This is a genomic window from Afipia massiliensis (genome assembly GCF_001006325.2).
Lineage (GTDB): Bacteria > Pseudomonadota > Alphaproteobacteria > Rhizobiales > Xanthobacteraceae > Afipia > Afipia massiliensis_A.
In genome coordinates this window covers 4,114,566-4,138,646 of the sequence record NZ_LBIA02000001.1, presented here as the reverse complement: position 1 = coordinate 4,138,646, position 24,081 = coordinate 4,114,566, and the positions used below count along the sequence as shown (strand labels likewise).

The following is a 24,081-nucleotide window of genomic DNA, read 5'->3' as shown; positions in this document are numbered from 1 at the left end:
GTTTCGAGTTTGGCGCAGACTAAAAGCCCGTTTTGGCCTTGTCGAGCGGGCGGGGACGCGTTCCTGCGGATAACCCCTTCCTATGCTTCGTATTATCCGCGCGGTGTGGCTTTCAACCATCGTCGGAGGACTTGAGCCGCGCGCTATGATTTTGATCGCTTGGCTTTCTTCGCTGTTTTTGTTGTGCGGGATTTCGTTACGGACTTCTTCGTGGGCACTTTTTTTCCTTCCTTTCGCGCTTCCGAAAGGCCGATAGCGATTGCCTGCTTTCGACTCTTGACCGTCTTGCCTGATCTTCCGCTCTTCAACGTGCCCTTTTTCCGCTTGTGCAATGCACGCGCGACTTTCTTCGTCGCTGCCTTTGAATATTTCCGCGCCATGCTTGTCTCCGCAATTGATACTGCCCTCGGATAATCGCCCTAAACGGCGATAGGTTCCGATTTGCGGTGGGCAAGCAACGATGACGAAGGCCGCGACGACGCGGGGAGGCTAGCGGCCGTTTGCTGCGGTCACGATCCATATCGAGCCGCCGAGCGGGACCGTGTCGCCTTTTTGATGCGCCGCGAGTGCCGTGCGAAGCGATTGCGTGGTCGCTTCGACCTTGTCAGGCGGCTGGTTCTCAAGCGCGCGGCTGGTGGGGCCGATGGCAAGAGTCGTCTCAATCGCGGCTTCAAGACCGCGGCCGGTTGCGATGTCGAGCGACAGGTCGATCCGCTCCATCTCGATATTGGTGAAGCCAGCCTCGTCAAGAATGCGGCGAACACGATCCTCGCTGGCGAACGAGAATGGACCCGGATCGTCCGGCTTCATTTCCGGAAGTTTCGGTACATGCTTGTACGCTTCCTGCAGGCCGAGCATCATCCAGGGGTTGTCGCGCGGCGTGCGCCAGCAGGCGAACGCAAGGCGGCCGTTCGGCCGCAATGCCTTGCGCATGTTGGCGAAAGAGTCCGATGGGTGCGCAAAGAACATGACGCCGAACCGCGAGAACAGCACGCCCGCGCTTTCAGGCGCGAACGGATAGGCGGTCGCGTCGGCCAGCACGAACTCGACCCGCCCACCCGCTGGCGCAAGCTCTCGGGCCCGGCCCAGCATGGGCTCGGAAATGTCCACACCGATAACGCGCCCAGCGGGGCCAACCTTTTTCAGAAGATCGAAAGAGGTGGCTCCGCAGCCGCAGCCGACATCGATCACGGTTTCTCCGGCCTTTACGTCGGCACGATCGATCAGGACTTCGGACACCGGCCCAAGGACGACATCCTGAAGTTGCTGCCGGTCGGTCCAGTGACGGCCGGCTGGACCATTCCAGTAGGCGATCTGATCGGCGTTGCGGTCGTCGATGGCGGACTGGGTCATGGGGCGCTCCGGTGATGCCCGTTCTTTCTAGGCCAGTCCGGCGGCGCTGAACAGGCAAGCCCAGCCATGCATCGCTGGTTCGACGGGGAGCGCATTGCTCCAGTCCATCCAGAGGTTCTTGAAGCGCGCCGTCAGGAGCCCTTAAAGAGGATTTTTCCCGTACCTTTTGCGGCGTGGGAAATCGCGGCTGCGGACTCGATGAGCGGGTAGGTCGCTTCCACGGGCGTAAAGATTGTTCCGTCTGCGATCCACCCGGCCATCTTCTTCTGAACCTCAACAACACGAGCTGGCGGACTCTTGTTGAACCAGTTCAACAGCCAGAAGCCCTTGAGCGTGAGATCGCGAAAGATGTTCGGCGCGGTGAAGAAGGGACCCGGCCCGCCGCTCATGACACCATAGGCGACCAGCGTACCGCCGTTGGCCAGACAGTCGTTCAGCGACATCAGACCCGGGCCCCCAACGCTGTCGAGCGCAAGCATGATCTTCGCTTTGCCTGTCGCTTCCGCGACGCGTTTGGCCAGATCGGGGCCTTCGACCAGAACCACATCGGCACCGAGCTTTTTCAACTCATCGACCAACTCAGGACGGCGTACGACGCTGACGGTATGAACACCCATCTGTTTGGCGATGGCGATGACCGCGCGACCGACACCAGAATTGCCGGCGCTCTGAATGACCCAGTCTCCCTTCTTGAGAGAGACGTACTCCGTGAGCAGGAGATATGCCGTGGGAGGATTGACCATCAGCATCGAAAGTTGCTGCGGGTCCGCACCGGCCGGCAACGCAAACAATCCGTCGGCCTTGACCTTGCTGCGCGTTTGCCACGTCGATGTTCCTCTTGGGAACAGCACGCGGTCGCCTTCCCTGATTTCGGCAACACCAGAACCAACTTTGGTCACGCGTGCTACGCCTTCAGTGCCGACGGGTGCGGGCAGTTTTGGCTTCACGCCATAAAGGCCACGCATCAGCACGAGATCCGAAGGGTTGATCGGTGAGAACTCCATATCGATCACGATTTCGCCGACTCCGGGAGCGCCGGAATCGGGAATAGTGACGGTCTCAGCCACTTCCCATGGCTTGCCAAACGCATTGAGTTGAACGCTATGCATGGTGTTCTCCCAAAAACGCCGCTTTGCGGCCGAGCGAAAAATGCTATTTTAGTCCAGTATGGCAACTAGTATTAGTTAGCAACTAAATGAAGGAAATGACTGGTATGCGCGAACCCTCTTTCGCACGGCTGAACTGCTCGATTGCGCGTGCGCTCGCGGTGCTCGGCGATGCGTGGTCTCTTCTGATCCTGCGGGACGCGCTGGCAGGTGTTCGAACGTTCGAAGGCTTTATGCGCGGACTCGGCATCGCACGGAATACGCTGACCGACCGGTTGCGGCATCTCGTCGAGGAGGGGATGCTGGCGCAAATGGACGTCGGCAAACGCGGAACACGTTTCGAGTACGTTCCGACACAAAAGGCGAAAGAATTTCAGGCTCCGCTGATGGCGATCATGCAATGGGGCGACCGCTGGGTGTCCGGACCCGGCAACGAGCCGGTCGTTGCTGTTGATCGCGAAAGCGGCGCAGCGATCAAACCACTGATCGTAAGGAGCACCTCAGGCCGGGCGGTCTCGTCCGACGAACTGATGTACAAACCCGGGCACGGTGCGACGGCGGTGACGCGAGACTACCTGCTTGCGAAGCAAGCGTCAGTCAGGAAGATATGATCCGCGCCGTTACCAGGCGCGAAACAGAACGCTCGCGTTGACGCCGCCGAAGCCGAAGCCGTTCGACAACACGTGCTCGATGGCCATCGGGCGTGCAGCGCCGCGCACAAGATCGATACCTTCAGCGGCAGCATCGGGATGATCGAGATTGAGCGTGGCCGGCGCGATCTGGTCTCGTAGCGCCAGCACTGAAAAGATGGCCTCAAGCCCGCCTGCCGCACCGAGCAGGTGACCGGTGGCGGATTTTGTGGAGCTGACTGCGACTCGTCCTTCGGTGCCGAATACAGCCTTTATCGCTGCGAGCTCGCCATTGTCGCCGACCGGCGTCGAGGTCGCATGTGCGTTGAGATGCTGAACCTCGGTCGGAGAGATGCCGGCCTGGCGCAGCGCAATTTCGATGGAGCGGCGTGCGCCGTCGCCATCTTCCGGCCCGGCCGTCATATGGTACGCATCCGATGTCGTGCCATAACCGACAAGTTCGGCGATCGGCGTTGCGCCGCGGCTGAGTGCGTGGTCGAGGGTTTCGATGACGACAATGCCCGCGCCTTCACCCATCACAAAGCCGTCGCGGTCGCGGTCGAAGGGACGTGACGCGCGTTGCGGCTCATCGTTGAAATTGGTCGAGAGCGCGCGGGCGGCGGCGAATCCGCCGAGGCTGACGCGATCGATGCACGCTTCGGCTCCACCCGCGATTGCGACATCTGCTTCGCCCGCAAGCAAGAGGCGAGCAGCGTCCCCGATGGCCTGGACGCCGGCCGCGCATGCGGTCACGGGTGCACCCAGCGGCCCCTTGAAGCCATGACGGATCGAAACCTGTCCGGCGGCGAGGTTGACGAGAAACGACGGGACAGTGAACGGTGACAGCCGGCGAACGCCGCGTTCATCGGCGGTGCGAACCGCATCGACGATGGCGGGAAATCCACCGACACCGGAGCCGATGATGGTCGCCGTGCGTTCGCGCGAACGTGCATCCTGAGGAGCCCATCCGGCCTGCGCGATCGCTTCGTCCGCCGCCAGCATGGCGAACTGGATAAAGCGATCCATCTTCTTCTGGTCTTTCTTTTGAACTGCGCGGTCGGGATCGAAGCCGAATTCCGGATCGTCGACGATGTCGGGCACAGTGCCACAGGCTTTCACCGGCAGGTCAGCGGCGACATTGTCAGACAATGCGCGGATGCCGGACTGACCGGCAATCAAACGCGACCAGTTGCTCTCGACGCCGCAGCCGAGCGGCGAGACGGCGCCCATTCCGGTGACGACGATCCGTCGTATGGAGCTGTTTCGTTTCACGATCTCACCACAGGTTGCTGAGAAACAACGCAGCCCGCTTGCCGGGTATGCGGCTTACCACACCGGCGGAAAACTCGCCGGTGCATTATTCAAAATGGCGCAGCGCCGATCAGTTGAGCTTGCGCTCGACTGCGATGGCGGTTGCTTCGCCGCCGCCGATGCACAGCGAGGCGATGCCGCGCTGGACGTTGTTCTTCTCCATCGCGTGCAGCAACGTCACGATCAGTCGCGCACCAGTTGCGCCGATCGGGTGGCCGAGCGCGCACGCGCCGCCATTGACGTTCAGCTTATCGCGCGGAATTCCGAGATCCTTGGCGGCTGCCATCGGAACCACGGCGAAAGCCTCATTGATTTCGAACAGATCGACATCGCTAACGCTCCAGCCGACCTTCTCGAGCAGTTTGCGGATTGCGGGAATAGGAGCGGTCGTGAACCAGTCAGGAGCCTGGCTGTGCGTCGAGTGACCCTTGATCTCGGCAAGGATCGGCAGGCCCTCGCGTTCTGCAATAGACCGGCGGGTCAAAACCAGCGCGGCCGCGCCGTCGGCATTCGCCGAGGAAGCTGCGGGCGTGATGGTGCCGTTGGGGCGGAACGCCGGCTTCAGGTTGGGAATCTTGGCGGGGTCGACCTTCAGCGGATGTTCATCGTTTTCAACGAGACGAACGCCTGCCTTTTCCTTGACCGAAATCGGCGCGATCTCCTTCTTGAAAGCGCCGCTCTGGACGGCGTTACGCGCCCGCGTCAGCGTCTCGACAGCGTAGTCGTCCTGGTCCTTGCGGCTGAACTGATAGGCTTCAGCGGCGGCTTCGCCGAAGTCACCCATCGAACGGCCGGTCTCGTAAGCGTCTTCGAGGCCATCCATCATCATGTGATCGATGATGCGGTCGTGGCCGACGCGATAGCCGCCGCGCGCCTTTTGAAGAAGGTATGGCGCATTGGTCATGCTTTCCATGCCGCCGGATACAACGATGTTCGCCGAGCCCGCGTTGATCAGGTCATGGGCCAGCATGGTGGCTTTCATGCCCGATCCGCACACCTTGTTAATGGTGGTTGCGCCGGTGGCGTCTGGCAACTTCGCGCCGCGCGCGGCCTGACGGGCAGGGGCCTGACCTTGTCCTGCGGGAAGAACGCAGCCCATCAGAACTTCGTCGATCTGGTCGGGCGACAGTTTGGCCCGTTCCAGCGCCGCGCCGATGGCGTGCGAGCCGAGATTGTGTCCGCTGAACGAGGACAAATCACCTTGGAAGCGACCAAGAGGAGTACGGACTGCGGAAACGATGACAACGGGATCGGAGGTGGACATGCAACAGCTCTCCTGGTTCGCGCACGGAGCCTGACCGTGTTAGATGACATGCATCATATGAAAGGACGCGGAAATTGCAATCCGCGTCCGGACAATAAAAGCATGAATCGAGTCCGGACAAGCAGCCCGGCGTTTAAAACATGCCTTGGCATGCCAAAACTCGCATGAGTTATTTTCGTGCGTCGGATGAGCTATTTTCGTCTGTCGAGAAAAGCCTGCATGTGGCGCTGGGGTTCGCCGGTCAGGAACGATTTTCCGAACACGCCGACGCTTAAATTGATCGATTCCGTAAGTGGGAGTTCTTCCCACTCCCTCAAGAGGGCCTTCTGATTTCGCATGGCTTCCGGTCCGCATTCGGCGATGGCGGAGGCTGCGGTTGTGATCGCCTCGTCAAGATCGGCTTCGGAAACGACCTGATCGACAAGTCCCCAGTTCAATGCGGTCGGCGCATCGATCGTGGCCGCAGTCAGGATTAGCCAGCGCGCGCGTCCCCAGCCGATCAACCTTGGCAACAAGGCCGCGTGGATCACCGAGGGGATACCAACCTTGACCTCCGGCATTGCGAACTTCGCCTCTTGCGATGCGATCCTCAGATCGCATGCTGCGGCAAACTCAAGTCCGCCTCCGAGACACCATCCGCGCAGCCGCGCAATCACCGGCGTTGGAAACTGCCGGACAGCTTCGCAGAGGTCGCGCAACCCGGTGATGAATTTTTCAGCCGAGACCTGATCGAGTGTCGCCATCTCCTTGATGTCCGCGCCGCCGATCATGCTTTTCTCGCCGGAACCTCTGACAATCAACACGCGAATGTCGCGGTCCTTCCCAAGCAATTCCAGCCCTTCGCGAACGCCGTAGATCACTGCCGAGTTCATGATGTTGAGAGGTCCGGCGTTGGTGATCGTTAATTGTGCGATGCCGTTGTCGCGACGGGTGACGTTGCAATAGTCGTTGATCGTTTGCATTTTTCGGAAGCCTGACGGTTGCGAGAAGGTGTCGGTATGCGCGATGGTGCGCGATCCGTTATCCTTCGTCAAATACCGTGCATGGCAGCCATTTTGCGCCCGAAACAGGCACTTTTCTCGCCAAGGTATGTTATTATATGATCTGAGACATCTGATGAGGCGGTGATGCGTTACTCCAAGGATCACAAGGCGGAAACCCACGAGCGGATCGTGAAGAATGCGTCCGTGCGTTTGCGCGAGCGGGGCGCGGCGAGCCTCGGGGTGGCTGATCTGATGAAGGAAGCCGGTCTCACCCACGGCGGATTCTATGCCCACTTTTCGTCGCGCGACGCGCTGATCAGCGAGGCCTTCGCCCATGCGATGCAGCAGACCACAGGGCGGTGGCGCAAGCGCGCGGAGCAGTTGCCGGAAGACAAGCGCCTTGCTTCGATCGTGAACGGCTATCTGTCCGCTGAGCATCGCGACGACGTCGGTAACGGCTGTGCATTGCCGTCGCTGGGCGTCGAGGTGTCGCGGGCCAATCCAAAAACGCGCAAGGCATTCGCCAGCAAGCTCGAAGACATGATCTCGATGCTGGCGGAGCAATCCCCAAGCCTGCCCACAAAGACGGCCCGCCGCGAAGCTATCGCTGTGCTCTCGACGATCATGGGGGCGATGATCCTGGCGCGCGCGGCAGGGACGGGCGAATTCTCGGACGAAATCCTTAGCGCGGGCCGCCACGCAGCGTTGCGGGGCGAGAACGCGGCAAAACCGCGCACGAAGAAGCCCAAACCGAAAACCGAGGCCTGAACGCCAGGCAATATCTCTTTGCATTGCACGCCACCGTGCTGTGCGCAGAACCGGGTTCCTATTCCGGTTGTTGCGGTGCTAGAACCTTCGAAACATTCGCTTTTGGAGGATACGCATGCGCACGATCGGTCATTTTATTGGCGGCAAGGAAGTCAAGGGTACGTCGGGCCGTTTTGCGGACGTATTCGAGCCGATGACGGGCGAAGTGCAGGCCAAGGTTGCGCTGGCGTCCAAGGCGGAGATGCGCGCTGCGGTTGAAAATGCTGTGGCCGCGCAGGTCGGGTGGGCGAACACCAACCCGCAGCGCCGTGCCCGAGTCATGATGAAATTCCTGGAACTGGTGCAGCGAGACTACGACAAACTCGCTGAGCTGCTGGCGCGCGAGCACGGCAAGACGGTTCCCGACGCCAAGGGCGACATCCAGCGCGGGCTCGAAGTGGCTGAATTCGCCTGCGGTATTCCACACCTGATGAAGGGTGAGTACACCGAGGGCGCCGGCCCCGGCATCGACATCTATTCGATGCGCCAGCCGCTCGGCGTCGTCGCGGGCATCACGCCGTTCAATTTCCCGGCGATGATCCCGATGTGGAAATTTGCGCCCGCGATCGCCTGCGGCAACGCATTCATTCTCAAGCCATCGGAGCGCGACCCCGGCGTGCCGATGGCGTTGGCTGCCTTGATGATCGAGGCGGGTCTGCCGCCGGGCATCCTGAACTGCGTCAACGGCGACAAGGAAGCCGTCGATGCGATTCTTGACGATCCGGATATCCGCGCCGTGGGCTTCGTCGGCTCGTCGCCGATCGCGCAGTACATCTATGAGCGCTCGGCCGCCACGGGCAAGCGCGCGCAGTGCTTCGGCGGCGCCAAGAACCACGCCATCATCATGCCGGATGCTGACATGGACCAGACCGTCGATGCGCTGATCGGCGCGGGCTACGGTTCGGCGGGCGAGCGCTGCATGGCGATCTCGGTCGCGGTGCCGGTGGGCAAGACTACGGCGGACCGCCTGATGGAAAAGCTCATTCCCAGGGTTGAAAGCCTCAAGATCGGTCCCTCGACCGATCCGTCCGCGGACTTCGGCCCGCTGGTGACCCAGGCGGCGCTGGAACGCGTGAAGGATTACGTCGAGATCGGCATCAAGGAGGGCGCGACGCTCGCCGTCGATGGCCGTGGCTTCAAGATGCAGGGCTACGAGAAGGGCTTCTACATGGGCGGCTGTCTGTTCGACAACGTCACCAAGGACATGCGCATCTACAAGGAAGAGATCTTCGGACCCGTGCTGTCGGTGGTGCGCGCTCACGACTACAATGAAGCGCTGGCGCTGCCGTCCGACCACGATTACGGCAACGGCGTTGCGATTTTCACCCGTGATGGTGACGCGGCGCGCGACTTCGCGGCCAAGGTCAATGTTGGCATGGTCGGCATCAACGTGCCGATCCCGGTTCCGATCGCGTACTACACCTTCGGCGGCTGGAAGAAGTCCGGCTTCGGTGATCTCAACCAGCATGGTCCGGATTCGGTCCGCTTCTACACCAAGACCAAGACCGTCACCTCGCGCTGGCCCTCCGGCGTCAAGGACGGCGCGGAGTTCTCCATCCCGACGATGAACTAAGCTAACAAGCGAGCGCGCCATGCAATTCGCTCTGACCGAGGATCAAATCGCGGTTCGCGACATGGCGCGCGAATTCGCCGCCGAGAAGATCGCGCCGTTTGCGTTGAAATGGGACGAGGAAAAATTCTTTCCCGTCGACGTGATGCGTGAAGCGGCCGCACTTGGTATCGGCGGCATCTATATTCGTGACGATGTCGGCGGCTCGGCGCTGACACGTTTCGATGCCGCGCTGATCTTCGAGGCGCTGGCAACCGGATGTCCGACCGTTTCGGCGTTCATCTCGATCCACAACATGGCTTCGTGGATGATCGACCACTACGGCTCGGACGCGCAGCGCCAGAAATGGCTCCCGCGTCTTTGCACCATGGAATTGCTGGCTAGCTATTGCCTCACCGAGCCGGGCGCCGGCTCGGATGCGGCGGCACTCAGCACGCGCGCGGTGCGCGATGGCGATCATTATGTCCTGAACGGTCAGAAGCAGTTCATCTCCGGCGCGGGGAAAAGCGACATCTACGTTGTGATGGCGCGCACCGGCGGTAACGGTGCGGGCGGCATTTCCACGCTGGTGGTCGAGGGCGATGCGCCGGGCCTGTCGTTCGGCGCCAATGAACGCAAGATGGGCTGGAACGCCCAGCCGACCCGCGCGGTGATCTTCGAGAACGTGCGGGTTCCTGTCGCCAATCGCATCGGCGAGGAGGGCATCGGCTTCAAGATCGCCATGTCCGGCCTTGACGGCGGTCGCCTCAACATCGCGGCTTGCTCGCTCGGCGGCGCGCAGTCGGCACTCGACAAGTCGCTGGCCTACCTGAGGGAGCGCAGGGCCTTCGGCCAGCGGCTCGACGAATTCCAGGCGCTCCAGTTCCGTCTCGCTGATATGGCCATCGAACTCGAAGCCGCGCGCTCGTTCCTGTGGCGGGCTGCTGCGGCGCTGGACCGCAAGGATCCCGACGCGACCATGCTTTGCGCGATGGCCAAACGCTTCGGCACCGATGCCGGTTTTGAAATCGCCAATCAGGCGCTGCAACTGCACGGCGGATACGGCTATCTGTCGGAATACGGCGTCGAGAAAATTGTACGGGATCTGCGTGTGCATCAAATCCTTGAAGGAACCAACGAGATCATGCGCGTGATCGTTGCGCGCAAGCTGATCGAAGGTGGGCGATGAGTGCGCATGCGGCGATGGCTGAATCACCGGAAAAGGACCTGATCACCTGCCGCGAGGGCGCGGCCGGAATCATCCGGTTGAACCGTCCGAAGGCGATCAACGCGCTAACGCTCGAGATGACGCGCGAGATCGTAACTGCGCTCGATGAATTCGGAGCTGACCCCGGCGTGTCGCTGGTCTTGCTGGAAGGCGCGGGCGAGCGCGGACTGTGTGCCGGCGGCGACATTCGCGGACTTTACGAAAGTGCGAAAACAGGTGGCGATCTCGGGCCGGTCTTCTGGCGCGAAGAGTACATTTTAAACGCGCGCATTCCCGAATTTCCGAAGCCCTATGTCGCCTATATGGATGGCCTCGTCATGGGCGGCGGCGTTGGGCTGTCGGCGCATGGCGCGCATCGGATCGTGACCGACAAGACAAAGATGGCGATGCCCGAGGTCGGTCTGGGTTTCTTCCCGGACGTGGGCGGCACATGGCTGTTGTCGCGTGCGCCCGGCGAAATCGGAACCTACTTTGCCCTGACGGGGCAAACCATGACCGGCGCCGATGCGGTCTATGCAGGTGCGGCGGATGTACTGATCGCATCGAGCAACTGGCCGGCGCTGCGCGACGCGTTGACTAATGCACCGCTGCGGGCGACCAGCGACGATGTTCGTGCGATCATGGGGCGATATGCAACGGCTGACATTCAAGCGCCGGTTGCTGCCCATCGCGAGCAGATTGATCGGGCCTTCGGGCATGACACGATGGAAGCGATCATCGCAGCGTTGAAAGGTGATGGTTCGGAGTTTGCGCTGGCAACGCTCAAGGCGCTGTCGGAAAAGTCGCCGACCGCCCTCAAAGTGACATTGGAACTGCTGCGCCGTGCGCGCGCGTCCAAATCGCTCAAGGAAAGCCTCATTCGCGAATACAACTCGGCGCTGGCGGTTTTCACAAGCGCCGAGTTCGTCGAGGGCGTTCGCGCAGCCATTATCGACAAGGACCGCAACCCGAAATGGTCGCCATCGCGGATCGAGGATGTCACGCCTGAGATCGTCGAGAAGTATTTCGCGCCGAACGGAACATACAAGCTGGTTTTTCCAGACTGACGTCACTGAACAACGATAACGAGGGCAGGAAATGGCAAACATCGCATTCATCGGTCTCGGCAACATGGGCGGACCCATGGCGGCCAACCTCGTCAAGGCAGGTCACAAGGTTCAGGGTTTCGATCTTGTGCAGGCGTCGAAGGACGCGGCCAAAGCAGATGGCGTCGGCATTGCGGCGAGTGCGGCGGAAGCCGTGAAGGACGCACAGGTCGTCATCACCATGCTGCCCGCAGGCAAGCATGTTCTGGGCGTGTGGAAAGAGATCATTCCGTCGGTCGGCAAGAACACGCTGATGATCGACTGTTCAACGATCGATGTGGAAAGCGCTCGGCTTGCACACGCTCACGCAACAGAACACAACTTGCCCTCGATCGACGCTCCGGTGTCCGGCGGCACCGGTGGCGCGAAGGGCGCGACGCTGACATTCATGTGCGGCGGGACCGCTGCGGCGTTTGCGGCTGCAAAGCCCATTCTGGAAAACATGGGCAAGAAGGTCGTGCATTGCGGCGAGGCGGGTGCGGGGCAGGCGGCCAAGATCTGCAACAACATGATCCTCGGCATCTCGATGATCGGCGTATCGGAAGCCTTCGCGCTCGGTGAGAAGCTCGGCCTGTCGCATCAGGCGCTGTTCGATGTGGCGTCGACCTCGTCGGGTCAGTGCTGGTCGCTGACCACGTATTGCCCGGTACCGGGTCCGGTTCCGGCTTCGCCCGCCAACAACGAGTACAAGCCGGGCTTCGCCGCGGCGCTGATGCTGAAGGACCTGCGCCTGTCGCAGGAAGCCGCGAAGGCTGCCGGTGCGGCCACGCCGCTCGGCGCACATGCGGAAAGCATCTATGACGCCTTCGAGAAAGCCGGTCATGGCGGAGTGGATTTCTCCGGTATCATCAAGCATGTTCGTGGGCTGGCGAAATAGGATTTCTTGATGACGACATTCCGGGACGCGCGCGCTTTCCTGCTCAAGCATCGTAACGATTACGACAAGGCCGTTGCGGAGTTTCGCTGGCCGGATGAGAAGCAGTTCAACTGGGCGCTCGACTGGTTTGATGCTGGTCTGGCCGGCAATGCCGAAAGCCGCGACCGCACGGCGCTCTGGATCGTCGATGCGGCGACGAACGCCGAGACGAAACTGTCGTTCGCGGAGCTATCGCGCCGATCTAATCAAACGGCGAACTTCCTGCGCGGTCTGGGGCTTAAGCGCGGCGACCACCTGCTGTTGCTGCTCGGCAATGTGGTGCCGTTGTGGGAAACGATGCTCGCCGCCATGAAACTGGGCGTCATTGTGATCCCCGCGACGACGCTGCTGACAGCGGACGAATTGCGTGACCGTCTCGATCGCGGCAAGGCGAAGATTGTTGTCGCGACACAGGATCAGGTTGCGAAGTTCGAAGGCCTCGGCGGCGAGGGGTTCACGCGCATTGTCGTGGGTGCAACCTCCGAACACAAAGGCTGGCGGCGTTTCGAGGACGCGGCGAATTATCCGGACGCGTTCACACCGGATGGCGCGACCAACGCGAACGATCCGATGCTGCTGTATTTCACGTCCGGCACCACGGCCAAGCCGAAGCTCGTATTGCACAGCCATCGCAGTTATCCGGTTGGGTCGCTGTCTACCATGTACTGGCTCGGGCTTCAGCCGGGCGACATTCATCTCAATATTTCGTCGCCGGGCTGGGCCAAGCATGCGTGGAGTTGTTTCTTCTCGCCGTGGAACGCCGGCGCGACCATCTTCATCGTCAACCAGCCGCGTTTCGATGCCAAAGGTCTGCTGGCCACGGTCGCGCGCTGTGGCGTGACGACGCTGTGCGCGCCGCCGACCGTATGGCGGCTGTTCATTCAGGAGCGGCTTGCGGACTACAAGGTTTCGGTGCGCGAGGTCTGCGGCGCAGGCGAGCCGCTCAATCCGGAAGTGATCGATCAGGTCAAGGCCGCGTGGGGTCTGACGATCCGCGACGGATACGGCCAGACCGAGACAACAGCGCTGGCCGGAAATTCGCCGGGACAGCCGGTGAAGGTCGGCTCGATGGGCCGGCCAATGCCGGGTTACAAGGTCCAGGTGGCTGACGCCGACGGCAATCTGGCGAAAGAGGGCGAAGTGCGTCTTGTGCTCGGCGCGGATCGTCCGGCAGGGCTAATGCTTGGCTATCAGGGCGACGACGGCAAACCGAAGGGCGCAGACGGCGAGGTCTATCAGACCGGCGACGTGGTGTTTCTCGATGACGACGGCTACCTGACCTTCGTCGGTCGCTCTGACGACGTGTTCAAGTCGTCTGACTATCGCATCAGCCCGTTTGAACTCGAAAGCGTATTGCTGGAGCATGAACTGGTTGCCGAAGCGGCCGTCGTGCCGACGCCGGACCCCATCCGTCTCGCGCTTCCGAAGGCTTATGTTTCGCTGGTACCGGGCACCGCGATCACGCGCGATACGGCGCTGTCGATCTTCAAGTACGTGCATTCGCGGCTGGCGCCGTTCAAGCGCATCCGTCGGATCGAACTGGTGACGGAACTGCCAAAAACGATTTCCGGCAAGATTCGCCGCGTGCAGCTCCGCCGTCTCGAACACAACAACGACCGCACGGACGCGCTGCGTGGTCAGGAATTCCGGGAGGAGGATTTTCCGGAATTGCAGGTTTCTCAAAGCGCTGCGCGGTAACGCGCCCTATCTTTACAGGTTGTCATGGCCGGGCTTGTCCCGGCCATCTATGTCTTCTCAAAATCTTGACCAAAGACGTGGATGCCCGGGACAAGCCCGGGCACGACGACGAAAGGCTTGCGTTAGAGGCGGATGCACCAGCAGCGGCCAAAGTTTTCGCTTGGCCGGACCGCCGATCTGTGGAATGTGCCAACCCAGTTCGAATTTCAGCCGGGAGATGGTTCGTGGGCGCTGCGATGAATCTGGAAGACTACCTGAAACTCGTGGGCACAGAGCTTGGTGTTTCGGAGTGGCATACGATCGATCAGAAGCAGATCGACGCGTTCGCCGATGCGACCGAAGACTTTCAGTTCATCCACATCGATCCGGAACGCGCAAAGCGCGAAACGCCTTTCGGCGGGACCATTGCGCATGGTTTCCTGTCGCTGTCGGTGTTGCCAAAGCTCGCCTATGCCACCATGCCGACGCTGAATGGCGCGGCGATGTCGATCAACTACGGCTTCGACAAGATCAGGTTTCTCACGCCCGTGCGGGCCGGCAAGCGGGTGCGTGCGCGCTTCGTGCTGTCCGAGGTGACCATGAAGTCGCCGAAGGAACTTCTGGCGCGTACCAACACGACTCTGGAAATAGAGGGTGAGCCAAAGCCCGCGCTGGTCGCGGACTGGCTCGGAATGCATTTCTTCGCATAATGTAAGGGACGATCATGGCAATCAGGTTCGATGGACGCGTTGCGGTTGTGACCGGTGCTGGAGCAGGACTCGGTCGCGCGCATGCGCTCGGTCTTGCAAAACTCGGTGCGCGGGTTGTGGTCAATGACATGGGCGCGGCGCGCGACGGAAGCGGCGGTTCGGTTAGTCCTGCCGAAGCGGTTGTGGAAGAGATCCGCAAGGCGGGCGGCGAGGCGATCGCCGACGGCGCGGACGTTTCGAATTTCGAGCAGGTCAAGGAAATGGTCGCCCGCGCGTCGATGAAGTGGGGCAGTGTCGATCTGATGGTCGCGAATGCCGGCATCCTGCGCGACAAGTCGTTCGGCAAGATGGAGCCGGATGATTTCGCCAAGGTCATCGCCGTGCATCTGACCGGCACGTTCAATTGTTGTCGCGCGGTGTGGGATGGCATGCGTGAGCGCAACTATGGCCGCATCGTCGTCACCACGTCGTCGTCGGGTCTGTTCGGCAACTTCGGGCAGGCGAACTACGCTGCCGCGAAAGCCGGCATGGTGGGCCTGATGAATGTGCTCGCCGAGGAAGGCCGCAAGACCAACATCCGCGTCAACACGATTTCGCCGACGGCTGCGACCCGCATGACCGAAGGCCTGATCGGGCCGGAGATCCTCGCGCTGATGAAGCCGGAAGCGATCACGCCCGCCGTGCTGTACTTGCTGAGCGAGGACGCGCCGACCCGCACCATCATGGGCGCAGGCGCGGGTTCATTCGCAGTCATCAAGGTGGTCGAGACCGAAGGCCTCAACCTGCCGCAGGATCAGTGGACGCCGGACGCCATCGCGGCGAATTTCGCCAAGATCGGCGATATGTCGACGGCGCGTGATCTCGGCGGCGCATTCTTCCAGACCTTCAAGTATGTCGAGCAGGCCGCCAAGGCCGCGGGTATCAAGCTGCCGCCGATGGGCGGTTAAGCGCCTTGGATGTCGCCGTCATCGGTGCCGGTCCCGCGGGGCTGATGGCGGCTGAAGTTCTGGCGGTGGGCGGTGCGCGCGTCACCGTCTACGAGCGCATGCCGTCGGTCGGGCGCAAGTTTCTGCTCGCCGGACGCGGCGGCCTCAATCTCACCCACAGCGAACCGCTCGATCACTTTCTCCAGCGCTATCGTGAGGCGATGCCGCATCTGCGGCCTGCCATCGAAGCATTTCCACCCGATGCACTGCGGGCGTGGAGCGAAGGTCTGGGGCAATCTACTTTTGTCGGCTCAAGTGGACGGGTATTTCCGGAAGCCATGAAGGCGTCGCCGTTGTTGCGCGCATGGTTGCGGCGGCTCGATCAGTCCGGAGTTCGCCTCGCGTTGCGTCACCGCTGGATGGGGTGGAGCATGACGGGCGAATTGCAATTCGGAACCCCGGAAGGCCGGACGTCGCTCAAACCTGACGCCACGGTGATCGCGCTCGGCGGCGCAAGCTGGCCCAAGCTAGGCGCAGATGGTGGCTGGATCGATTCGTTCAAGGCGAGGGGCATTGAGATTGTGCCGTTGCGGCCTGCCAATTCCGGCTTCCGTGTCACATGGTCGGATCTGTTCCGCGACCGCTTTGAGGGACAACCGTTGAAGGGCGTTGCGTTGTCTTTCGGCGGAGAGACAGTGCGTGGTGAGGCGACGATCACGCGCGGTGGAATCGAAGGTGGTGCGATCTATGCGCTGTCGGCTCCATTGCGCGATGCGGTGCTTGCGCATGGCGCGGCTATGGTTCATCTCGCGCTGCGGCCAGATCTCACAGCATCCGATCTGACGGCGCGGGTCAGCAAGTCGCGACAGAAGCAGTCGATGTCGACTTACTTGCGAAAAGCCGCAGGTCTTTCGCCGGTCGCCATCGGATTGTTACAGGAAGCGGCGATTGCTGCGGGGCTGAACCTGTCAGCGATGACTCCTGAAACGCTTGCCGCGTTTATCAACGCTGTTCCGGTCCGCCTCACAGGCGTTGCGCCAATCGAGCGTGCGATTTCGACAGCGGGCGGGATTTCATTCGGCGAAATCGATCCACACTTTATGCTGCGCAAGTTACCCGGTGTATTTGTCGCCGGTGAAATGCTCGATTGGGAAGGGCCAACCGGCGGCTACCTCTTGCAGGCATGCTTCGCCACAGGCGCAGCGGCCGGACGAGGCGTGCTGAACTACCTGAAGCGCACTTCTTAGCATCGGTGTTCTAAGTTTCGTCATGGCCGGGCTTGTCCCGGCCATCCACGCCTTCTCTTAATGCGTAAGGAAGACGTGGATCACCGGGTCAAGCCCGGTGATGACGATCTTTTGTGTAGTGCCGATCGAGCTCCAAGAAGACAAATCTTGGCAGCGATCAAACCCCGCTCTCGATTTCCTCGCGCAGCATTTCCAGCTCGATCCACTTTTCCTCAGCGGCGTCCAGTTCGGTGTGCGCCTTGGCAATCGCAGCGGAGGCGGCATCGAATTTTTTGCGGTCCTTTGCATAAAGCTCGGGATCGTCGAGCAGCTTCTGCTGTTTCGCGATCTCGGCCTGAAGCTTCGCCATCGTTTTCGGCAAGGTTTCCAGCGCGTGCTTCTCATTGAAATTGAGGCGGCGCTTTGCCGAGGACGCAGGTGCTGATCCCTTGGTTTCCTTCGGCTTGTCAGCGGCCGCCGACTCGAGCGCGCGCTGCTTCAGATCCGCTCCGCGCTGCGCCAGCATGTCGGAGTAGCCGCCGGCGTACTCGGTCCACTTGCCGTTGCCCTCCGGGGCGATCACCGACGTTACGACGCGATCGAGGAAGTCGCGGTCGTGGCTGACGAGAATAACCGTGCCGTCGTAGTCGCCCAGCATTTCTTCCAGAACGTCGAGCGTTTCAAGGTCGAGGTCGTTGGTCGGCTCGTCCAGCACCAGTACGTTGGATGGCTTGGCCAGTGCGCGGGCCAGCATCAGCCGTCCGCGCTCCCCGCCGGAGAGAACTTCCAGCGGTGTGCGGGCCTGTTCCTGCTGAAACAAAAAGTCTTTCATGTAGCCGATGACATGCTTCGGCTTGCCGTTGACCATGATGCTGTCGCCGCGCCCGCCGGTCAGCGCATCAGCCAGCGTCGTTTTCGGATCGAGGCTTTCGCGATGCTGGTCGAGCGTCGCCATTTCGATATTGGCGCCGAGGCGAATCGTGCCGGCGTCCGGTGAATCGGCCCCGGTCAGCATGCTGATGAGCGTGGTCTTGCCCGCGCCGTTCGGACCGACGATGCCGATGCGGTCGCCACGCGCGACGCGAATGGAGAAATCATCGACGATGGGCCGATCACCGTAGGACTTGCCGATGTGCTTCGCCTCGGCCACCAGCTTGCCGGAGCTTTCAGCTTCAGCAGCCGCAAGGTTTGCCTTGCCCGCGGCGCCACGATAATCGCGGCGCTGGTCACGCAGCGCGAACAGGTTGCCGAGGCGCTTGACGTTGCGCTTGCGCCGGCCCGAAACGCCGTACCGCAGCCAGTGTTCTTCAGCGACGATCTTGCGATCCAGCTTGTGCTGGTCGCGCTCTTCTTCGGTCAGCACTTCGTCGCGCCATTCCTCGAAGGCGCTGAAGCCCTTCTCGATGCGGCGGGTTTCGCCGCGGTCGAGCCAGACGGTGGCGCGGGAGAGATTGGAGAGGAAGCGCCGGTCGTGGCTGATGATGACCAGTGCGCAACGACGGTTTGCGAGTTCGCCTTCCAGCCATTCGATGGTGGTGAGATCGAGATGGTTGGTCGGCTCGTCCAGCAGCAGGATGTCGGGCGAGGGCGCAAGAACGCGTGCGAGCGCCGCGCGCCGCGCTTCGCCGCCGGACAGATTGGCGGGGTCCTCGGTGCCGGTCAGGCCCAATTGATCGAGCAGATATTGCGCCTGATAGTGATCGTCGCCCGGATTCATCCCGGCCTCGACATAGGCCAGCGTCGTGCTAAAGCCGTCGAAATCCGGCTCCTGCGGCAGATAGCGGATGGTTGCGCCGGGCTGCACGAAGCGGGTGCCGCGATCAGCTTCCACAAGGCCCGCGACGATCTTCAAGAGCGTCGATTTTCCAGAACCGTTGCGGCCGATCAGGCAGACGCGTTCGCCCGCCGACACCGCAAGCTCGACGCCGGCCAGCAGCGGTGTGCCGCCGAAGGTCAGCGCGATGTCTTTCAACTGGATGAGGGGAGGCGCCATCTCGTCGGAATACCTTACTTCTGGTCTCTTGCGCGCTGGATGCGGCGAATGGTCTGGTCGAGCGCCGACAGGAACGCGGAGCGGTCGCGCGGCGAAAACGACCGCGGCCCGCCGGTGACTTCGCCGCTGGAGCGCAGATCGGTCATCAGGTTGCGCACCGCCAAGGTCATGCCGATGGATTCTTCTGAGAACGGCTTGCCGTTTGGCGCGATCACGTCCGCACCGGCCTTCACGCAGCGTGCCGCGAGCGGGATGTCGGACGTGACGACGATATCGCCTTTTTGAGCGCGTTCCGCAATCCAGTCGTCGGCGGCATCCATGCCGGACCCTGCGGCGATCCGTTCGATTAGCGGGTCGTTCGGCACGCGGATGAAGTTCCCGGCGACGACGCTGACCGGCAGGTCGTGGCGGGCGGCGACGCGGTAGATCTCGTCCTTCACCGGGCAGGCATCGGCATCGACATAGATACGGGTCGTGGGGGTCAAGGTTTACCCATGGGTTTGCAAAAGTTCGGCAGGCGGCTGCTGGTAACCTACACCCGCCCAAATGGCGAGTGGAACGCGGTCCGGCTTGCGAGGCATGCGCGGGCGTGGCTTGCCTTGGCTTCCCGGTTGCGTACCATTCGGCCCAATAACGCAATAATCCGAGGAAACGATGACCGCGCTCAAGCCCTACAGCATCCACGCCTACAATCTCGCCAAGAACTCCGAAAACAAGATGCACGACGATTCGGTCGCGCGCCGGTTCGGGTTTCAGGGCGGGCTGGTCCCCGGTGTCGATGTCTTCGCCTACATGACCCACATGCCGGTGGCGAAATGGGGCCGGGCGTTTCTGGAGCGCGGGTTGATGGACGGCCGGTTCTTCAAGCCGGTGTATGACGGCGAGACCGCCGTGGTGACGGCGGAGGAAATCGACGGCGGCCTTGCCATCAAGGTCGAGAGCCGTGGCGAGCTTTGTGCGAGCGGCACCGCTTCGATGCCGTCCGATACGCCCAGGATATCGCTCGAAGACTTCCAGGTTATGCAGCCCGTCGGCAAGCATGCGCCCGCCGATGAAAAGACCTATCAGACCGGCAAGTGGCTCGCCATTCCGCCGTTCACGCTGGGCGCGCAGGGCTCGTCCGAATATCTGCGCGATGCCCGCGAAACCGATCCGCTCTATGCCGATGAGAAGATCGTTCACACCGGCATGCTGCTGCGGACGATGAACTGGGCGCTGATGGAGAACGCCATTCTTGGTCCGTGGATTCATGTCGGCAGCACCATCCGCTATCTGGCGGCAGCGTCGGTCGAGGATGAACTGACCGTGCGCGCGAAGGTCACCGGCAACTATGATCGCAAGGGCCACAAGTTCGTGGAGCTGGACGGTCTGATCGTCGCGAACGGCTCAAAGCCGATCGCGCATTGTCAGCATGTGGCGATCTATCAGCCACGCGAGACGATGGCGGCGTAGCACCGGGAGAAGACCGGTGGTGACGACTGTGAGTGTTGCAGTATCGCAATTTCTCCACGTCGTCTCCGCGAAGGCGGGGACCCATACTCCCTAAGCTCTCGATTTGAGGGTGATGCCGGAGCAGCTTCGTACCATCATCACCTCGTTCGGTGGTTATGGGTCCCCGCCTGCGCGGGGACGACATCGTGGGTGTCGCGAGCACCTCGCGCCATTTCTGATCCATAGATTCAAACAGCCACGCGTGATTGTTCTCGCGCATCGCGCGAGGTGAGCTTTGGTCTTGCCCCATCAAAGCAACGAGGGGCATGGAGCGCCGCGAGGCGCACCTTGGTATCGTTTCGCTTCCGGCACCGCTTGCGAGGCGATGAACCTCCGGAAGCGCATCGCCTTGCGGCGCTCCGCAGACAAGTTTGCGCAGTCTGCGCAAGCTTGACTGCTATTTGGCGGCGATTTTGGGCGAGGGGACCGTACTTCCGGGTGAGGACGGACGCTTTCACGTCCTGATCCGGCCGGCTTTCGCCGCCTTCGTCCTCACCGACGTCCAGCCGCGAACGGCAGAGCCACGTAGTTGGCCCGGACGGTGACCCCAGCCTCCCGGACGCAACGGGTGCGAACCGTGCGCGCAGGCGCCGCATCCTGTTCCGCTTCAAAAGCGCCCTCGAGAAGCGCCCCTCACGAACAGGACATCGCGAACTTAAGCGCGGTCCAGAGTGCGCGGATTGGTATCCCCATCACGAAATGTTTCTGGAGACGTAGCCGGAATGAACCACCCGCCGTCATTCCGGGGCGCGCGCCTTCGCGCGAGCCCGGAATCCATACCCGCGATTGCAAGCCAGTCATGGATTCCGGGCCTGCGCCAAGAGGCGCATCCCGGAATGACGAGTGGGAAAATGCCGAAGCGATCTTCTCGCTATCATCACATCGTTTGGTGGTTATGGGTCCCCGCTTTCGCGGGGACGACATCGATGGTGTTGATACACCGTCATTGCGAGGTGCGAAGCGCGAAACAATCCAGCCTTTGGTTTCCGTCATAGTGTGTTGACGGTTACAGCCTTGCTTCGCGCAATCCGTTCTACGCCTACTGCCAGCTTTCCTTGGCGGTTCTTGTGCCATCCGTCTTGACGCTGTCAGCCTTGGCACGGTCGCTCTTGTCACGATCACTTCTGGCACGATCGGTCTTGCCGTTGTCGGTCCCCGCCCGATCGAAGTCGGCGTCTTCATTTCGTTCACGCCGGGAGCCGGAGCGGTTGCCTCTGCCAACCGTACGCACCAGAGCTTCGATCCTGTCGAGATCGCGAAGATGAAGATCGCGCTGGGCGAGGGGCATTTCGATGCCTTCCTTGCGAAACCGCCTGAGGATTTCGAGCCGTATCTCGTCAGCGACACCGCCGTCGGCGCCGATATTGGCGACATGAAAGAACACCGCAAATTCCAGCGCGTCCGCGCCGAAGTTGCCGAGGTTCGCAAATGGCGCGGGCGATTTCAGTGTCCGTGGATGACTGCTGGCGATGTCGAGCAGGACCGCGATGACGTGGTCCGGATCGGCGTTGTAGGATGTCCCGACCTTCACCGACAGGCGCGCCATATAGCTGCCGTGCATCCAGTTGACGACCTGACCGCTGATCAGGTCGGCGTTGGGAACGATGACCGAGACGTTGTCGTAGGTGGCGATCTCGGTCGCGCGAACGTTGATGCGTTTGACGACGCCCATGCGGGCGCCGACCTCGATGCGATCGCCAACCTTGATCGGCCGTTCGACCAGCAGGATCAGGCCCGACACGAAGTTATTGATAATCGACTGCAGGCCGAAACCGATACCGACCGATAGTGCGCCGGCGACAATGGCGATGTTCTGCAGATTGAGGCCGACATACGATAGCGCAATGATGACGGCCAGAATGATGCCGATGTAGCCGACGCCGGTGCGAATGGAACTGCGGACACCGAAGTCGAGATTGGTCTCAGGCAGGAAGCGGGATTCGAGCCAAGACTGGATCGCGCGGGTTGCCGCGACGCCGATGATCAGCACGAGGATCGCGCCGAGAATTGCCGACGGCGAGATCGTGAACTTGCCGATCGAAAATCCGAAGAACGCCGACGACAACGATCCGAACACATCGTCGAAATTGATCCCCCATGTGGCGAGGACCATGAACACGGCGAATGCAATCAAGGCCAACTGATTGAAGCCATTCAGCAGGGCGGCAATCTGGCGTACCGCGGGGCTGCTGAGTCCCGCCGTCTGCCGCAGGAAGCGGCCCACGGTTCCATAATAGGAAAACGTCGCGGCGATCAATGCGTCGGCAAAACGGCTGAGCAGAACAGCAGCCATCAGCACGACGACAACAAGTGTCAACTCCCCCGCGACGAACCCGCCGAACGAGACAAAGCCGGCCAGCGGCCCAAGCACCGCGGTTGCCGCGAGCAGCCAGCCGAGCGGAATCAAGAGATGCCATGCCGAGCGCTTGGCGGCCTTTGCTACGAACTCTTCTTCCTTGTCGTCTTCGTTTCCAGTGTGGGCCGCGATGCGCAATGCGGCCATGAACAGGAAAGCCTTGGTCAACGCGACCACGCCTTCGCTGGCTGCCGATAGTTCGGCCGGAGCGCCAATCGCACGATTGAGGCCCTGAAGCAGGACGCCAAAGCAGGCCGCGATGCCAAGCAGGGCCGCGACCGAAACCAGCTTGCCGGCGATCTCGTCGTCAAGATCGATCAAGCGCCAGGCTGGTCGATCTGGCGCCAGCGTGGCGGTCGCGAGGCTATAGAAAAAGAACGCAAAGGTGACGACGCCAAATAGTGGCCGTGCGATCGCACTGACTTCGTCGGGCAAAACGCCGAGCGCAATCAGCGATTGATAGAGCACGAGCAAACAGGTGCCGGGGATCAGGGTGTTGGCGAGAACGATGACCGCCGCAGAACTTGTCTTACGGAGCGCAGAAGGCTCGGTGATCACCGCATCGCGGGTCGTCCAGCGCGCTTGCCAGCGCCGCCACGGCGACAGGAAAAAGCCGAGCAAGACAACGACGGCAATTGCGAAGCCCGACGCGGCGCGAAGCGGCTGCTCCGTCAAGACGCCGATCCATCGGGATGCAAGCTCAATCAGCCGGGTTGTTGCGGGCGGAATCTCCTCGGCAACACGCACCCAGAACGAGGGATTGATCAGACTGGGGGAGCGCTTGAAAACCGTGTCCGTGAACCGGGCGCGGCGGCGCTCCGAGATAAGATCGAGCGACTGCTGCGCGCGCACGTTGATCAGGTTGGCCTGTTGAACGATGCTCTGCCGCGCGGCAATCTCGGCCAGCAGCTTGGCACGCTCCAGTTTGACCTCGTCGGACTGTGGCGTTGTATCCTTTTCAGCCGGCGCCAATCCGGCAGCTCGTTCAGTCGCCTCGTTGAGCCCCTGCGTCATGGAGGCGATAAGGTCACGCGCCCCCTTTTGCGCCTCGGTAATCTGGTCGCGAATTTGGGTCAGTCTGGCTTCGTCCGTGATGCCCAACTGCAATAGCCATTCGACACTGTCGAGCGTTTGCTTCCAGCCGTTGAGACTGGCGACGGCGCTCGGATAGGTTGGCGCCGGAACTTCGGGAAGCGCTTCCTTCGCCGGCGGCGTTGCAGGGGCGGGCGCTGCCGTGGCGGGGCTTTCAGCTCCTTTCGCAGCCGGGGGAGCGGGCGTCGGCGCAGGGGTCGCAGCCTGAAGAGTGGCGCACGGCGTCAATGCGAGAGCGAGAAAAACGGCAATAGTCCGGATATTCATTATCGTCCTTGATTCATCGAATTAATCGACGCTCATGCCGCACAAACACGGCGATGTTCTGTTCGCGGGTGGCCAAAGAAGACACTGAGTTCCATGGTTTGAGGCGATGTGG

Annotated in this window: 20 protein-coding genes; 11 read left to right on the top strand and 9 right to left on the bottom strand. The window is 61.6% G+C overall.

Annotated elements, in window-relative coordinates:
• Window positions 1–143 precede the first annotated feature (143 nt).
• The 3 genes from YH63_RS19875 to YH63_RS19865 all read right to left on the bottom strand — a co-directional run bounded on the left by YH63_RS19875 (window position 144) and on the right by YH63_RS19865 (window position 2,462).
• On the bottom strand, window positions 144–380 hold the full coding sequence (locus tag YH63_RS19875) for a DUF6496 domain-containing protein (protein ID WP_046830017.1): 237 nt from the start codon (window positions 378–380) through the stop codon (window positions 144–146).
• Between the two features lie 109 nt (window positions 381–489).
• Window positions 490–1,353 carry a class I SAM-dependent methyltransferase gene (locus YH63_RS19870; RefSeq protein ID WP_046830016.1) on the bottom strand — a complete coding sequence of 288 codons (864 nt, stop codon included), beginning with the start codon at window positions 1,351–1,353 and terminating at the stop codon, window positions 490–492.
• Between the two features lie 131 nt (window positions 1,354–1,484).
• Entirely contained in the window at window positions 1,485–2,462 is a 978-nt protein-coding gene (locus YH63_RS19865; protein ID WP_046830015.1) for a zinc-dependent alcohol dehydrogenase family protein, read from the bottom strand.
• A 104-nt stretch (window positions 2,463–2,566) separates the two neighbouring features.
• Here YH63_RS19865 and YH63_RS19860 point away from each other — a divergent pair, with 104 nt between their 5' ends.
• The gene (locus YH63_RS19860; protein ID WP_046830320.1) at window positions 2,567–3,070 is read left to right on the top strand and encodes a winged helix-turn-helix transcriptional regulator; all 504 of its coding nucleotides are present in this window, start codon (window positions 2,567–2,569) and stop codon (window positions 3,068–3,070) included.
• Between the two features lie 9 nt (window positions 3,071–3,079).
• On the opposite strand, the gene fabF is transcribed toward YH63_RS19860, so the two are convergent.
• The 3 genes from fabF to YH63_RS19845 all read right to left on the bottom strand — a co-directional run bounded on the left by fabF (window position 3,080) and on the right by YH63_RS19845 (window position 6,625).
• Entirely contained in the window at window positions 3,080–4,342 is a 1,263-nt protein-coding gene (gene fabF, locus YH63_RS19855; protein WP_083992759.1) for a beta-ketoacyl-ACP synthase II, read from the bottom strand.
• Between the two features lie 127 nt (window positions 4,343–4,469).
• Entirely contained in the window at window positions 4,470–5,663 is a 1,194-nt protein-coding gene (locus YH63_RS19850; protein ID WP_046830013.1) for an acetyl-CoA C-acyltransferase, read from the bottom strand.
• Between the two features lie 191 nt (window positions 5,664–5,854).
• Window positions 5,855–6,625, bottom strand: a complete 771-nt coding sequence (locus YH63_RS19845) for an enoyl-CoA hydratase (RefSeq protein WP_046830319.1) — start codon at window positions 6,623–6,625, stop codon at window positions 5,855–5,857.
• Window positions 6,626–6,790: 165 nt separating this feature from the next.
• Between YH63_RS19845 and YH63_RS19840 the strand changes: the two genes are divergently transcribed.
• From YH63_RS19840 to YH63_RS19800, 9 genes are all read left to right on the top strand, one after another.
• Window positions 6,791–7,414 carry a TetR/AcrR family transcriptional regulator gene (locus YH63_RS19840; RefSeq protein ID WP_046830012.1) on the top strand — a complete coding sequence of 208 codons (624 nt, stop codon included), beginning with the start codon at window positions 6,791–6,793 and terminating at the stop codon, window positions 7,412–7,414.
• Between the two features lie 115 nt (window positions 7,415–7,529).
• Complete coding sequence (locus tag YH63_RS19835; protein WP_046830011.1) at window positions 7,530–9,026, top strand: CoA-acylating methylmalonate-semialdehyde dehydrogenase; 1,497 nt, start codon at window positions 7,530–7,532, stop codon at window positions 9,024–9,026.
• 19 nt (window positions 9,027–9,045) lie between these two features.
• Window positions 9,046–10,191 (top strand): isobutyryl-CoA dehydrogenase, encoded by a 1,146-nt coding sequence (locus tag YH63_RS19830; protein ID WP_046830010.1) that lies wholly within the window; start codon window positions 9,046–9,048, stop codon window positions 10,189–10,191.
• Entirely contained in the window at window positions 10,188–11,276 is a 1,089-nt protein-coding gene (locus tag YH63_RS19825; RefSeq protein ID WP_046830009.1) for an enoyl-CoA hydratase/isomerase family protein, read from the top strand. Before YH63_RS19830 ends, YH63_RS19825 begins: the two co-directional genes overlap by 4 nt.
• 31 nt (window positions 11,277–11,307) lie before the next feature.
• On the top strand, window positions 11,308–12,192 hold the full coding sequence (gene mmsB / locus YH63_RS19820; RefSeq protein WP_046830008.1) for a 3-hydroxyisobutyrate dehydrogenase: 885 nt from the start codon (window positions 11,308–11,310) through the stop codon (window positions 12,190–12,192).
• 9 nt (window positions 12,193–12,201) lie between these two features.
• A complete protein-coding gene (locus YH63_RS19815; RefSeq protein WP_046830007.1) occupies window positions 12,202–13,929 on the top strand; it encodes an AMP-binding protein in 1,728 nt (575 codons plus the stop codon).
• Window positions 13,930–14,153: 224 nt separating this feature from the next.
• Entirely contained in the window at window positions 14,154–14,618 is a 465-nt protein-coding gene (locus YH63_RS19810; RefSeq protein ID WP_083992737.1) for a MaoC family dehydratase, read from the top strand.
• A 14-nt stretch (window positions 14,619–14,632) separates the two neighbouring features.
• Window positions 14,633–15,565 carry an SDR family NAD(P)-dependent oxidoreductase gene (locus YH63_RS19805; RefSeq protein WP_046830005.1) on the top strand — a complete coding sequence of 311 codons (933 nt, stop codon included), beginning with the start codon at window positions 14,633–14,635 and terminating at the stop codon, window positions 15,563–15,565.
• A 5-nt stretch (window positions 15,566–15,570) separates the two neighbouring features.
• Window positions 15,571–16,791, top strand: coding sequence for an NAD(P)/FAD-dependent oxidoreductase (locus YH63_RS19800; RefSeq protein ID WP_046830004.1), 1,221 nt, complete (start codon window positions 15,571–15,573; stop codon window positions 16,789–16,791).
• A 157-nt stretch (window positions 16,792–16,948) separates the two neighbouring features.
• Here the strand turns inward: YH63_RS19800 and YH63_RS19795 are convergent, their stop codons facing one another.
• Together YH63_RS19795 and YH63_RS19790 are read right to left on the bottom strand one after the other, a co-directional pair.
• Window positions 16,949–18,763 (bottom strand): ABC-F family ATP-binding cassette domain-containing protein, encoded by a 1,815-nt coding sequence (locus tag YH63_RS19795; RefSeq protein WP_046830003.1) that lies wholly within the window; start codon window positions 18,761–18,763, stop codon window positions 16,949–16,951.
• Window positions 18,764–18,777: 14 nt separating this feature from the next.
• Entirely contained in the window at window positions 18,778–19,248 is a 471-nt protein-coding gene (locus YH63_RS19790) for a YaiI/YqxD family protein (RefSeq protein WP_046830002.1), read from the bottom strand.
• Between the two features lie 169 nt (window positions 19,249–19,417).
• Here YH63_RS19790 and YH63_RS19785 point away from each other — a divergent pair, with 169 nt between their 5' ends.
• Window positions 19,418–20,215: a hotdog fold domain-containing protein gene (locus YH63_RS19785; protein ID WP_046830001.1), complete on the top strand. Its 798-nt coding sequence runs from the start codon at window positions 19,418–19,420 to the stop codon at window positions 20,213–20,215.
• Window positions 20,216–21,293: 1,078 nt separating this feature from the next.
• Here YH63_RS19785 and YH63_RS19775 read toward each other — a convergent pair.
• A complete protein-coding gene (locus YH63_RS19775; protein ID WP_137325254.1) occupies window positions 21,294–23,969 on the bottom strand; it encodes a DUF3772 domain-containing protein in 2,676 nt (891 codons plus the stop codon).
• Window positions 23,970–24,081: the final 112 nt, after the last annotated feature.